Here is a 13121-nt window from a genome sequence, read left to right on the forward strand (position 1 = left end):
CGCGCCGCGTCCGGGGGTCGCGAGGTCCGGGGCCTACGCTGCGCCAATGGTGGATCACCGTGAACTCTTCGAGGACGTCACCGAGGCCCTGGCCCGCGCCGGGTTCGACACCGGACCGGGCCCCTCACCGCTGTGGATCGACCGCCACCCCGAGGGCGTGGTGGTCGGCTGGACGCCGGGCGCGGAGCCGGGCGGGCCGCCCTCCCGGGAGGCGCTCGCGGCGCTGAGCGGCGCGGCCGCGGTCGTGCTGCGCGAGTGCGGCTACCTCGTCGCCGGAACGGAGGAGGGTGATCTCCTGGTGCGTTGCGCCGAACCGGTGACGGTGCCGGAGTCGCCCGAACCGGAGGCGGTGCCGGAGCAGTGGTGGGGGTGACCGGGGGCTCCTGACGATCCCTCCGGCCTGCGGGTTTGGTCAACACGAGGGCGAGCTCATACCGAACCCTTACCCGAACCGGGGGTGCGGTTGACCTGCACGGCTCTAAGGTTTGCCTAAGCTAAGCCGTGGCGCCCTGGACCGCAGTGTCCGGGGCGTTCGGCTGTGCCGCCCCGCCGCCACCGCGGCGGGGTCGAGGACAGGTGAACGACCCGGGCCGGCCCGGGGGAGGAGCCCGCCGCATGTGGGATGAGGCGTTTCCCAGCTTCCTGATCGGTCTGCGCGAGGGCCTGGAAGCCGGACTGATCGTGTCGATCCTGGTCGCCACGCTGGTGCGGGCGGACCAGAAGGCCCGGCTGCCCCAGGTGTGGTCGGGCGTCGCGGCGGCCGTCGCGCTCAGCCTGAGCTTCGGCGCGGTGCTCACCTTCACCGCCGCCAACCTCTCCGGCCACGCCCAGGAGGCGTTCGGCGGGGTGCTCAGCCTGATCGCGGTCTGCTTCGTCACCGCGATGGTGTTCTGGATGCGGCGCTCGGCGCGCACCCTCTCCGCCGAGATCAAGGAGAAGGTCCAGGCCTCGCTGGCGATGGGCGCCGGCGCGCTGGTGCTCACCAGCTTCCTCGCGGTCGCCCGCGAGGGCCTGGAGACCTCGCTCTTCCTGTGGACCAACGTGCGCACCGCCGGGGAGTCCACCGGGCCGCTGATCGGCGCGGCCGTCGGCCTGGTGCTCTCGGCCGGGCTCTGCTGGGGCCTGTACCGGCGAGCCCTGAAGATGAACCTCACCCGGTTCTTCACCATCACCGGCGTCGGACTGATCGTCGTCGCGGCGGGCGTCCTCGGCTACGGCCTGCGGGACCTCCAGGAGTCCGGCCTGGTCGGCGGCGGCACCTCGTACGCCTTCGACCTGAGCGGGCACCTGGACGCCTCGTCCTGGTACGCGACGCTGGTCCAGGGCACCCTCAACCTGACCGTCACCATGACGGTGCTCCAGGTCGTCGGCTACGTCGCGTACCTGGGCGTCGTGATGACGCTGTTCGTCGAGGGGGTCCGCAGTGGTGGGCGCGCCCAGGCGGCCCAGGCGGCCCAGGCCGCCGCTCCCGCCGAGGCGAAGCCCGCCGCGGGCGGGGCCGAGGGCGAGGGCGGGGGTACGGCCGGACCGGTGCGGGCGGGCCGGCCGCGCTGGGTGCTGCCGACCGCGGCGATCGCCGTGCCGGTGGTGGTGGCCGGCGTGGTGATCGCGGTCAGCGAGGGCAAGCAGGGCGGCTCCGCCACCGTCGCCGTCTCCGAGCAGGAGTGCGGCAAGGGCTTCGCCGACCCGCGGCCCGGCCAGCAGGTGTTCCAGATGCGCAACACCGGCGACAAGGTCGCCGAGGTCTACCTCGTCGACCCGGGCAGCGGCGCGGTCTACGGGGAGATCGAGGGCCTGGCCCCCGGCACCACCCGCGCCCTGACCGCCACCATCGGCTCCGGCGACTACGCCTGGCGCTGCGTGCCCACCGGTGGCAGGTCCGTCACCTCGGCCGCCGTGCACGTCAGCGGCGCCGCCGTGGTCAAGGCCGTCAAGCCGGTCGCCGAGGAGGACCTCAAGGCCCCGCTGGACAGCTACAAGGAGTACGTCGACCAGGGCCTCGCGACGCTCGTGACGGAGAGCCGGAAGCTCCAGGCCGACGTGCGCTCCGGGGACCTCGCCACGGCGAAGGCCGACTGGCTCACCGCCCACCTCCAGTACGCCTCGCTCGGCGCCGCGTACGGCACCTTCGCCGACCTCGACGGCAAGATCGACGGCCGCCCGGACGGACTCGCCGAGAAGGAGCGGGACCCGGGCTTCACCGGCTTCCTGCGACTGGAGTACGGCCTCTGGCACGACCAGTCCGCCGCCGAGCTGACGCCCGTCGCCGACGACCTGGCGCAGAACGTGGAGAAGCTGGCGCACGACTTCCCCGGCCAGGACTTCGCCCCCGGCGACCTGCCGCTGCGCGCCCACGAGATCCTGGAGAACACCCTCCAGTTCGAGCTGACCGGCGACACCGACATGGGCAGCGGCACCAACCTGGCCACCGCCCAGGCCAACCTGACCGGCACCCAGGAGCTGCTGACCCTGCTCCAGCCGCTGCTCGACGAGCGGGACCCGCAGGTGCTCGTCAAGGTGAACGCCGGGATGAAGCGGGTCGGCGACCTGGTCGCCGCCGCCCACCGGCCCGAGGGCTGGACCCCGGTCGACCGGCTGCCCGCCGACACCCGCCGACAGCTCAACGGCGCCACCGGTGAACTGCTCGAAGACCTCGCCCCCGTCCCCGCCCTGCTCGAGATCCGGAAGGCCGCCTGATGACCGACCACACCGCAGCCACCGGGTCCTGCCCGTTCCCGCACGCCGCTGCCGCCGCCACCGAGGCCGCTGCCGCCACGGAGGGCGGCTGCCCGGCCGGACCGGCCCGGCGCAGCTTCGTCCGGGCCGCGCTCGGCGCGGGCGCCGGAGCGGCCGTGCTGGCCGGCGGCGGCCTCGCCCTCGCCGCCGGACCGGCCGCCGCCGGGGACGGCACGCAGGAGAAGGCCGGGGCGGTGCCGTTCCACGGGGCCCACCAGGCGGGCGTCACCACGGCCGCCCCCGGCTTCGCGGCCTTCGTCTCCTGCCAGGTGATCGCCCAGGACCGCAAGGGCCTCGAAACGCTGTTCCGGACCCTGACCGAGCGGATCCGCTTCCTCACCGCCGGCGGCACCCCGCCGGACCTCGGCGTCGGCGCGCCGCCCTCGGACAGCGGCATCCTCGGCCCGACCGTCCCCGCCGACCACCTGACCGTCACGGTCGGCGTCGGCGCCTCGCTCTTCGACGACCGCTACGGGCTGGCGAAGGCCAAGCCCGTCAGGCTCGCGCCGATGAAGACCTTCCCGAACGACAACCTCCAGGCCGCCGAACTGCACGGCGACCTCTCGCTGCAGATCTGCGCCGACCGCCAGGACACCGTGCTGCACGCGCTGCGCGACATCACCCGGCACACCCGGGGCGCGCTGCAGATCCTCTGGCGGATCGACGGCTTCCAGAACCAGTCCCGCCCGGACGGCGCCCAGCGCAACCTGCTCGGCTTCAAGGACGGCATCGTCAACCCGGACACCGGCTCCGTGCGCGAGATGGACCGGCTGGTCTGGGTCACCGACGGGACGGGCGAGCCGGCCTGGGCGACCGGCGGCAGCTACCAGGTGATCCGGATCATCCGGATGCTGATCGAGTTCTGGGACCGCGTCACCCTCACCGAGCAGGAGAAGATGTTCGGCCGCCGCCGGGACACCGGCGCACCGCTGGACGGCGCCCGGGAGACCGACGCGCCGGACTACGCCAAGGACCCGGACGGCAAGGCGATCCCGCTCGACGCCCACATCCGGCTCGCCAACCCGCGCACCGCCGACACCGACAACTCGCGCATCCTGCGCCGGGGCTTCAACTACGACCGGGGCGTCGACCGGGCCGGGAACCTGGACATGGGCCTGGTGTTCTGCTGCTACCAGCAGGACGTGGTGCGGCAGTTCGAGGCCACCCAGACCCGGCTGATCGGCGAGCCGCTGGTGGACTACATCTCGCCGACCGGCGGCGGCTACTTCTTCGTCCTGCCGGGGGTGAAGGACGAGGCCGACTGGCTCGGGCGGGGGCTGCTGGCCGCCGTCTGACGGTCGGTTCCACCGCGGGCCCGGCGCTGCCACGCGCCGGGCCCGTCCGCGTGGTCAGCCGTCGGGCCCGTCCGCTCCGCCGGCGCCGAGGGTGAAGCCGATCACCGCGCCGCCGCCCTCGCGGTTGGCGGCGAAGGCCGTACCGCCGTGCGAGCGGGCCACCTCGTGCACGATGGCCAGGCCCAGCCCGGAGCCGGGCAGGCCGCGGGCGGCGGTGGCCCGGTAGAAGCGGTCGAAGACCCGGTCGAGGTCGGCCGCGTCGATGCCCGGGCCCCGGTCGCGCACCTCCACCCGCGGGCCGCGCACCACCACCTCGATCGGGCCCGTCCCGGCGGGGTCGAACTTGGCGGCGTTGTCCAGCAGGTTGCCCACCGCGCGGGCCAGCGCGTCCGGCCGGGCGGTGACCACGGTCGTGTCCGCGTCCACCACGACCTCCCGGTCGCCGCGCCGCCGGGCCTGGGCGGCGGCCTGCCGGACCACGTCGGCGAGCAGCACCTCGGTCGGCTGCTCGTCCGCCCTGCGGTCCGCCGCGAGCGCCACCAGCTCCTCCACCAGCTGGGTCAACTCGCGGGTCTCCTCGACCAGATCGGCCATCAGCGCGGCGCGTTCGGCGGGCGGCAGCCGGTCCAGGCTGGGGAGCACCGAGAGGTTGGTGCGCAGGCTGGTCAGCGGGGTGCGCAGCTCGTGCCCGGCGTCCTGGACCAGTCGGCGCTGGTTCTCCTTGGCGGTGGCGAGCCGGCCCAGCATCCGGTCGAAGGCCCGGCCGAGCCGGCCCACCTCGTCCGTACCGGCGGCGGGCACCGGGACGTCCAACCGCCCACTGGCGGCGACCAGTTCGGCCGCGTGGGTGAGCCGGACCAGCCGCCGGGTGATCCGTCGGGCGAGCAGCCGGCCGGCCCCGCCGGCGAGCACCGCGACGATCGCCACCAGGGCGACCGTACGGGTCCGCAGGGTGGTCAGCAGCTTCTCGGTGGGCCCGACCTGCTGGATGATCTGGACCGCCCCGCGCCGGCCGCCGAGCGAGACCACGCCGACCCGGTAGGCCTCGCGGTGCTCGTGGCGCAGCCCGATCGAGGTGCGGCCCGGCTGGTCGGCGTGGGCGAGCTCGTGGTCGGACGGGCTCGGCGGCAGGTCGAGCCGGGCGGTGCCGGGCAGCACCGCGCCGTCGGGGTCGAGCGACTGCGTGGTGACCCGGATCGGGCGGACCAGGTCGGCGCTCAGGCCGCTCGGGCCGGCGAAATCGCCCGGGAAGAGGACTTCCCGCTGGACCTGGCGGCCGACGGAGTCGACGGCGGCGCCGAAGTCGGCGGTCTCGTCGTCCCGGATCAGCCGCGCGGCGGCGTCGTAGCCGAGTGCGCCGATCAGCACCGCGACCAGCGCGGCGATCGCGGCGAAGGCCAGCGCGAAGGTGGTGGGCAGGCCGGGGCGCGGCAGCCGGGGGAGACGGGGGAGCCTGCCGGTCGGGCGCGGCGGCCGGGGCGCGCGGCGGGCCGGGCGCGGGAACCGGGGGAGGCGGCGGGCCGGGCCGGTCACGGCTCGCGCAGCGTGTAGCCGACGCCGCGGACGGTGTGGATCAGCGGCGCCAGGCCGGGGCGGTCGAGCTTGCGGCGCAGGTAGCCGATGAACACCGCGAGGTTCTTCGAGCCGGGGCCGAAGTCGTAGCCCCAGATCCGCTCGTACAGGGTGGCCTGGTCGAGGACGGCGCCGGCGTGCCGGGCGAGCAGCTCCAACAGGTCGAACTCGGTGCGGGACAGTTCGAGCTCCTGGGCGGCGCGCCAGGCCCGGCGGGCGGGCGGCTCGATCCGCAGGTCGGCGACGGTCAGCACCTCGGTGGCGGACTCCGGCGGACGGCGGCGCAGCACGGCGCGCAGGCGGGCGAACAGCTCGTCCACGTCGAAGGGCTTGACCAGGTAGTCGTCCGCGCCCGCGTCGAGGCCGGCGATCCGGTCCGGCACCTCGACCCGGGCGGTGAGCATCAGCACCGGGGTGCGGTCGCCGGCCGCGCGCAGCCGGCGGCAGACCTCCAGGCCGTCCGGCTCGGGCATCATCACGTCGAGCACCAGGACGTCGGGGCGCTGCTCCGCGAGGACGGCCAGGGTCTGGGTGCCGTCGGCGGCGACCCGCACCCGGTAGCCCTGCAACATCAGCGCGCGGGCGAGCGAGTCGCGGATGGCCCGGTCGTCCTCGGCGATCAGCACGGTGTGGGTCATGGCGGAGATTCTCCCTGGCGTGCTCACGGCGGTTCCGGGCGGGGGCGGGGTGTCCGGGCCCGCTCCGCAGCCGCTCCGGGGCGGTCCGTGACGGCCGGGGCTGTCGCGCGGTGCTTCGCGGGCGTACGGTGGCCGTACGGTGGCGCGCCGCCGGGTGGGCCGCCTGATCCGAGTCGGCACGCCCTGCCGGAGGCCGCGATGGCAGACCGGATGGCCTTCTTCACCACCCCGCGCGAAGAGCGGGTGCGGCGTGATGCGCGGGAGCGGCTGGGGGACTGGCGGGAGGTGTACCGGCCCGGCCCGCTGCTGCCGGTGGTGGGCGGGCAGGCGGGGCGGTGCATGGACTGCGGGCTGCCGTTCTGCCACAGCGCCTGTCCGCTCGGGAACCTGGTGCCGGAGTGGAACCGGCTGGTGGCGGAGTCGGGGACGGGTTCCGGGGAGGGGGCCGGAGCGGGCGCGGAGGTCGGAGCGGAGGTCGGCGCGGCGGCCGGCGCGGATTGGCGGGCGGCCGCGGCACGGCTGCTGGCGACCAACAACTTCCCGGAGTTCACCGGGCGGCTCTGCCCGGCGCCCTGCGAGAGCGCCTGCGTGCTGGCCATCGACGGCGCGGCGGTGACGATCAAGAACGTGGAACTGGCGATCGCCGACCGCGCCCTGGACACGGGCTGGGACGGGCCCCGGCCGCCCGACCGGGCCGAGCGCTCCGGTGGGCGGCGGGTCGCGGTGATCGGATCGGGCCCGGCCGGGCTGGCCGCCGCCCAGCAGCTGACCAGGGCCGGGCACGCCACCACGGTGTACGAGCGGGCCGACCGCGCGGGCGGGCTGCTGCGGTACGGCATCCCGCCGTTCCGGCTGGAGAAGCACCGGCTGGAGCGCCGGCTGGACCAGCTGCGGGCCGAGGGCACCGACTTCCGCACCGGGGTGTGGGTCGGCCGGGACGTCCCGGGCGAGGAACTGCGGGCCGGGTACGACGCGGTGGTGGTCGCGGTGGGCGCGACCGCCTGCCGGGAGCTGCCGGTGCCGGGGCGGGACCTGACCGGGGTGCACCAGGCGATCGAGTACCTGACCTGGGCGAACCGGGTGGACGAGGGCGACTGCCCGGTCTCGCCGCTGTCCGCCGAGGGGCGGCACGTGGTGATCGTCGGCGGCGGCGACACGGCGGCGGACTGCCTCGGGACGGCGCTGCGCCAGCGCGCCGCCTCCGTCACCCAGCTGGACATCAACCCGCGGCCGCCGCGGGACCGGGCCGACGGGCAGCCCTGGCCGGTGTACCCGAAGGTGTACCGGGAGACCACCTCGCACGAGGAGTCCGGTGCGGCGGAGGCCGGGCCCCGGGTGTTCGCGGCCACCACCGTCGGCTTCGAGCCAGGCCCGGACGGCCGGCTGGCCGCCGTCCGCTTCGCCGAGGCCGAGCCCGCCGACCGCAGCCCACGGGCGGGCACCGAGCGGAGGCTGCCGGCGCAGCTGGTGCTGCTCGCGCTGGGCTTCACCGGGCCGGACCCGGACCGGCCGCTGTTCGCCCAACTCGGCCTCGCCACCGGGCCGGAGGGCACCCTGGCCAGGGACGACGGCTTCGCCACGGCGGCGGAGGGCGTGTTCGTCGCGGGGGACGCCGGGCGCGGGCAGTCGCTGATCGTCTGGGCGATCGCCGAGGGGCGGGCGGTGGCCGCGGCGGTCGACCGGTACCTGCGGGGGTGGACGGAACTGCCGGCGCCGATCCGGGCCTCGGCGCGGGCGCTCACGGTGTGAGACCGGGAGCACCCGCGCCAGTCGGGGGTCGGTGTGGGAGTTCGCTGTCAGAACAGCGGGAGGCGGCGGAGGAACACGTCCTCGGCGTTGTTGGTGTCCCCCGGGACGAGGGTGCCGTCGGACGAGGTGAACACCACCGCGGTGCCGAAGGCGTCGGGGAACGGGGCGTACGAGGAGCCGGTGGTCTGGGAACCGTCGCCCGCCACGCTGACCCGCTCGGTGCGGCCGGTCCACAGGTCGCGCCGGAACACGTCCTCGGCGTTGTTGGTGTCGCCGGGGACGAGGTTCTCCGCCGCCGAGCTGAAGTAGACCCACCGGCCGTCCGCCGTCAGCCGGCCGCCGAAGGAGTCGAGGGTGGTCTTCGTCCCGGGCAGGCCGACGCTGACCAGCGTCTCGGTGCCCTGCCGGAGGTCGCGGACGTACAGCTCGAAGTGGCGGTCCCAGGAGGTGTCGCCGTGGACGACCCAGGAGGAGTAGACGGCGTAGCGGCCGTCCGGGCTGATCGACGGGTCGGCCGCGCCCTTGTAGCCGCCGTCGGGGGCCGAGGAGGCCAGGCTGGTCCGCCCGGCGCGCAGGTCGCGGGCGTACAGCGGGTAGAGGCGCGGCTTGAGGAGCTCCGGGCGGGTGTCCGCGCGGGCGTCTGAGCGGGTGTCCGGGCGGGAGTCTGAGCGGGCTTCCGGGCGGAGGGAGTCGGCGGCGAACTCCTCGTCGGAGCCGGCCCTGAGCTCGGCGACGGCGGCCGGGGAGAGGGTGTCGGGCCGGCCCGGGCCGATGAGGTTGGTCGCCTTGGAGATGAAGACGACCGTGCTGCCGTCGCCGCTGATCTCCGGCGATGCGGAGGAGGCGTCGGCCTCCTTGCCGTCCGCGCCGACGCTGACCAGGCGGGTGTCGCCGGTCCAGAGGTCGGTGACGTAGATGTTGCCGCCGAACCAGGTGACCGTGCCGGGGGCGAGGTCGCTGCGGTTGGACTGGTAGGCGACGTAGCGGCCGTCCCAGCTGATCGAGGGGACGTCGGACACCCGGTCGGTCTGCGGGGCTCCCGGCGCCTTGCCGACGCTGACCAGCCGGGTCTCGCCGGTCCAGCGGTCGTGGACGTAGACGTCCTGGTAGCCGCGGTTGGCGCCGGGGGCGAGGTTCGTGGCGCTGGAACCGAAGGCCACGTAACGGCCGTCGCCGCTGATCGCGGCGTGGTGGGCGGCGCCGTCGGCCTGGACGCCGCCCGGACCGGTGTCGACCCGTTCGGTGCGGCCGGTCCACAGGTCGCGGACGAAGACGTCGGAGGTGCCGTTGGTGTCGCCGGGCACCAGGTCGGCCGCCTCCGAGGTGAAGACGGCGTAGCGCCCGTCGGCGCTCAGGCCGTGGGCCTGCGAGGCGCCGGTGGCCTGCGCCTGGCCGGGGCCGACGGAGACGCGTTCGGTGCCCGTGCCGCCCGGCCAGGCGGACGGTCGTGTGGTGGACGGAGCCGCCTGGGCGGGGGCGGCGACGGTGATGGAGACGGCGGCGGCCAGTGCGGCGGCCGCGAGGGTGCGGGCCGCGCGCAGTGGGCGGCGGATGCGGGTCATCGGGTTCCCTCCCCTGGGATCGGGCCGTGCCGCGTCGGCGGTGGACGCCGAACTCCCCGGCGGCCGGCTCGGGGTGAGCCAACCGCCGGGCGGGGTGGTCGGTCAACGGGTGGGTGCCGGGAGCGGCGCATTCACGCCGGAGGGCCGGGAGGCCGTGGACGCGGTCGCATCGGGTACGTACGGTCTTTGCTACGATCCGGCGAAGCTGGTGTCAGGAGTTGTGCGTACATGGGTCGGAGGGTGTGGGACGTGGGTTCCGACGAGCGGGCGGTGACGTCGGTCGAGGTCCGCTACACCCCGACGGCCGAGGACTTCCGGGAGGCCTTCGCGGCGTGGGAGCGGTGCACGGCGGCCGGACGCCGGTCGCGGCTGGCCGTGTACACGGTGGCCGTCGGCGGGACGGCGGTCGTCGGGCTGCTCGCCGTCCTCGGCGGGACGGTGCTGCGGTTGCTCGCCCTGCTGGTGGCGGTCGTGCTGCTCGTGGTTCTCGCGGGGCCCGCGACGCGGGTGCGGCGGGTGACGAGGACGGCGAGGGAGAAGGGCGAGTTCAGGGTCCTGCTGGACGACCAGGGGGTGGTCGTGAGCACCGAGGCCTCGGTCACCGAGTTCGCCTGGTCGGAGCAGCGGTACTACCTGGAGACGCCCCGGCTGTTCCTGCTGTTGAAGGGCAGCGAGGAGACCGGTGTGCTGACCATGCTGCCCAAGCGCGGGGTCGACGACCTCCGGGGGCTGGACGAGCTGATCAACCGGCACGCGACGGCGCTCGTCCGGGACTGAGCAGTCGTGGGGTGGGTGCGGCGGGCGCGTCACGGGGTGGGCTCCGGCGCGGCCGGCCCGGTGCGGTGCGCCCGCTGGTCGTAGCGCCAGAGCGCGGGGAGCGCGGCGGACACGGCGGCCGAGCTGCCGAGGCAGAGCAGGCCCCCCGTGCGCAGCGCGGCCCGGATGCCCTGGCGGGCGGCGAGCCCGCCCGCCCGCAGGTCGCCCAGGGCCGGCCCGGCGGAGCCGATCAGCATCTCCAACCCGGCTGCTCGGCCCCGGAGTTCGTCCGGAATGGACTGGTTCCAGATGGCGCTGCGGAAGGTGTCGCCGACCCAGTGCGCGCCGCCCGCGACGGTCAGGCAGAGCAGGACGGCCCACAGGCCCGGGGCGAAGGCGGCCGCCGCCGTCGCCGCGCCGACCAGGGCGGCGGAGAGCAGGACCAGCCGGCCGTGCCGGTGCACCCGCTCCGCCCACCCGCCGGTCGCGGCGGCGATCAGGCTGCCGGCCGCACCGGCCGAGTAGAGCAGGCCGAGCGCCCAGGTGGCATCCAACTCCGCGGCGAGGAACGGGAAGAGCGCGGTGGGCAGGGCGAAGACGGTGGCCGCGAGGTCGGCCAGGTAGGTGCCGACCAGATCGGGCCGCCGGGCCGCGTACCGGGCGCCGTCGAGGAACTCGGTGAGCTGCGGCGCCTCGGCGTCCCGTTCCGAGGGGACCGGCCGGACCCGGGCGAGCAGGGCGATCGAGAGCAGGAAGGTGCCGAGGTCGACCAGGTAGGCCGCCGGGACGCCGGCGGTCGCGATCAGCAGGCCGGCCGCCGCCGGGGCGGCCACGCCGCCGATGCTCCAGCGCAGGGACAGCAGGGCACCCGCCGCCACCAGCTGGTCCTGGGGCACCAGGCGGGGGACCATCGCCTCGACCGAGGGCTGCTGGATGCCCTGGATCGCCGCCGCCACCCCGGCGGTGACGTAGAGCGGCCAGACGGCGGGGGTGCCGAGCAGCGCGTTGGCCAGCAGTAAGGCGCTGAGCGCGGCCAGGGCGACCTCGGTGGCCAGTGCGACGGTGCGGCGGTCGGCGCGGTCGGCGAGGACGCCGCCGTAGAGGCCGAACAGGATGACGGGCACGAGCTCGACCGCGCCGACCGCGCCCACGGCCAGCGGCGAGCCGGTGAGGTCGGCGATCTGGAGCGGGATCGCGGTCATGGTGAAGATCGAGCCGAGCAGGGTGACGGTGCCGGAGGTCCAGGTCAGCCGGAAGTCCCGGGAGGAGCGCCAGGGGGCGGTGTTCGGCAGCAGGCGGGACCAGGGGCGGTCGGGGCTGGAGGTGGGGTCGGGTCCGGAGGTGGGGTTCGGGTTGGAGGTCACGAGGGGTGGGATCCCTTCGCGGTCGTCGGCGTCGCGACGGCCGTCCTTATCGCTGATAAATTCCAGCTCGGGAACTTATCGGCGATAAGGTGGGTCTGGCAAGCGGATAACCCAGGAGGGCGATCGGATGGCGCTGCAACGCGACGAGGTGGTGCGCACGGCGCTGCGCCTGCTCGACGAGGAGGGCATCGACGGGCTGACCACCCGCCGGCTCGCCCGTGAACTCGGCGTCCAGTCACCGGCGTTGTACTGGCACTTCAAGAACAAGCGGGAACTGCTCGACCTGATGGCCGAGGCGATGCTCGCCGAGGCCCTCCCGCCCGACCGCGAGCCGGACCCGGCGCACTGGCCCGAGTGGATCGCCGCCGACGCCCGCGCCAAGCGCGGCGCCCTGCTCGCCTACCGCGACGGCGCCCGGGTGCACGCCGGCACCCTGCCCAGGGAGGATGAACTCCCGGCGGTCGAGGCCCAGTTGGCCGCCCTGTGCGGGGCCGGGCTGCGCCCGCGCACGGCGCTGCGGCTGCTGCTGACCGTCGACCGGTACATCATGGGCTGGGTCACCGAGGAGCAGGCCTGGCGGCAGGACACCGCGGACCGCGACCGGCCGCCCTTCCCGGACGAGGCACTGCGCGAACTGCCGCTGCTGCGCGAAGCGGTGGACGTGCTGCGGATGACCGACCACGACGCGGACTTCGAGTACGGGCTGCGGGTGCTGATCGAGGGGTTCCGGGCGGAGATCGCGCGGGAGGCGGGGGAGGGTGCTCCGGTGGCGGGGGAGGGCGTTCCGGTGACGGAGGTCCGGGCCTCGGAGGGTCGGGCCCAGGGGGGGCGGTCGTAGGATGGGCCGGTCGTCGGACGGGCCGGCGTGACTGGACTAGCGTGACGTCCATGACCACCCTTGATCCCCGCAGTACGGCCCTGGTCCTGATCGACCTGATGGACCGGATCGTCGCCAACCCGCTCGCGCCGCGCACCGGTTCGGAGGTGGTGGAGGCCTCGCTGGAGCTGGCCCGGGAGTTCCGGGCGGCGGGCGCGCCCGTGGTCGCGGTGCGGGTCGAGCGGCCGAACGTCACCGAGCAGCCGCCCGGGAGCGGGCTGGTCGCGGAGGTCGCGGCGGTGGCCGACGAGGTCGTGGTGAAGCGCACCATCGGCGCCTTCCAGGGCACCGGCCTGGACGGGCTGCTGCGGGCGCGGGGCGTGGAGACCCTGGTGTTCACCGGGATCGCCACCAACCTCGGCGTGGAATCCAGCGCCCGGGCCGCCGGCGACCACGGGTACCGGCTGGTGTTCGTCGAGGACGCGATGGCCGCGCTCACGGCGGAGGAGCACCGGGCGTCGGTGGAACTGGACTTCCCGCGCCTCGGCGAGGTCGTCGTGGCGGCGGACGTGCGGTTGGGGTGAGTCGGCGGGGGCGGGGCTACGGCCGGGCGGGGTTTTGGCCGGGCGCGG

The 13121-nt window shown here is 75.3% G+C and carries 11 protein-coding genes; 7 read left to right on the forward strand and 4 right to left on the reverse strand.

Annotation, left to right across the window (positions count from 1 at the left end):
- Window positions 1-46 precede the first annotated feature (46 nt).
- From ACFY4B_RS25050 to efeB, 3 genes are all read left to right on the forward strand, one after another.
- Window positions 47-373, forward strand: a complete 327-nt coding sequence (locus tag ACFY4B_RS25050) for a hypothetical protein (protein WP_049657126.1) — start codon at window positions 47-49, stop codon at window positions 371-373.
- 242 nt (window positions 374-615) lie between these two features.
- Complete coding sequence (efeU, locus tag ACFY4B_RS25055; protein ID WP_387971115.1) at window positions 616-2697, forward strand: iron uptake transporter permease EfeU; 2082 nt, start codon at window positions 616-618, stop codon at window positions 2695-2697.
- The gene (efeB, locus tag ACFY4B_RS25060; RefSeq protein ID WP_387971118.1) at window positions 2697-4031 is read left to right on the forward strand and encodes an iron uptake transporter deferrochelatase/peroxidase subunit; all 1335 of its coding nucleotides are present in this window, start codon (window positions 2697-2699) and stop codon (window positions 4029-4031) included. Before efeU ends, efeB begins: the two co-directional genes overlap by 1 nt.
- Window positions 4032-4085: 54 nt before the next feature.
- Here the strand turns inward: efeB and ACFY4B_RS25065 are convergent, their stop codons facing one another.
- Together ACFY4B_RS25065 and ACFY4B_RS25070 are read right to left on the reverse strand one after the other, a co-directional pair.
- Complete coding sequence (locus ACFY4B_RS25065; RefSeq protein ID WP_387971121.1) at window positions 4086-5564, reverse strand: sensor histidine kinase; 1479 nt, start codon at window positions 5562-5564, stop codon at window positions 4086-4088.
- Complete coding sequence (locus tag ACFY4B_RS25070; protein ID WP_387971123.1) at window positions 5561-6241, reverse strand: response regulator transcription factor; 681 nt, start codon at window positions 6239-6241, stop codon at window positions 5561-5563. The genes ACFY4B_RS25065 and ACFY4B_RS25070 overlap by 4 nt, the downstream gene beginning before the upstream one ends.
- A 198-nt stretch (window positions 6242-6439) precedes the next feature.
- Between ACFY4B_RS25070 and ACFY4B_RS25075 the strand changes: the two genes are divergently transcribed.
- Window positions 6440-7990, forward strand: coding sequence for a glutamate synthase subunit beta (locus ACFY4B_RS25075; RefSeq protein ID WP_387971126.1), 1551 nt, complete (start codon window positions 6440-6442; stop codon window positions 7988-7990).
- A 47-nt stretch (window positions 7991-8037) separates the two neighbouring features.
- Here ACFY4B_RS25075 and ACFY4B_RS25080 read toward each other — a convergent pair whose 3' ends face one another.
- Window positions 8038-9552, reverse strand: coding sequence for a hypothetical protein (locus ACFY4B_RS25080; RefSeq protein WP_387971128.1), 1515 nt, complete (start codon window positions 9550-9552; stop codon window positions 8038-8040).
- A 249-nt stretch (window positions 9553-9801) separates the two neighbouring features.
- Between ACFY4B_RS25080 and ACFY4B_RS25085 the strand changes: the two genes are divergently transcribed.
- Window positions 9802-10329, forward strand: a complete 528-nt coding sequence (locus ACFY4B_RS25085) for a YcxB family protein (RefSeq protein ID WP_387971131.1) — start codon at window positions 9802-9804, stop codon at window positions 10327-10329.
- A 29-nt stretch (window positions 10330-10358) separates the two neighbouring features.
- On the opposite strand, the gene ACFY4B_RS25090 is transcribed toward ACFY4B_RS25085, so the two are convergent.
- On the reverse strand, window positions 10359-11672 hold the full coding sequence (locus tag ACFY4B_RS25090) for an MFS transporter (RefSeq protein WP_387971134.1): 1314 nt from the start codon (window positions 11670-11672) through the stop codon (window positions 10359-10361).
- 127 nt (window positions 11673-11799) lie between these two features.
- Between ACFY4B_RS25090 and ACFY4B_RS25095 the strand changes: the two genes are divergently transcribed.
- Together ACFY4B_RS25095 and ACFY4B_RS25100 are read left to right on the forward strand one after the other, a co-directional pair.
- The gene (locus ACFY4B_RS25095) at window positions 11800-12510 is read left to right on the forward strand and encodes a TetR/AcrR family transcriptional regulator C-terminal domain-containing protein (protein ID WP_387971136.1); all 711 of its coding nucleotides are present in this window, start codon (window positions 11800-11802) and stop codon (window positions 12508-12510) included.
- Between the two features lie 50 nt (window positions 12511-12560).
- Window positions 12561-13073 carry an isochorismatase family protein gene (locus ACFY4B_RS25100; RefSeq protein ID WP_387971139.1) on the forward strand — a complete coding sequence of 171 codons (513 nt, stop codon included), beginning with the start codon at window positions 12561-12563 and terminating at the stop codon, window positions 13071-13073.
- Window positions 13074-13121: the final 48 nt, after the last annotated feature.

Origin of the sequence: Kitasatospora sp. NPDC001261 (assembly GCF_042896795.1) — a bacterium.
Lineage (GTDB): Bacteria > Actinomycetota > Actinomycetes > Streptomycetales > Streptomycetaceae > Kitasatospora.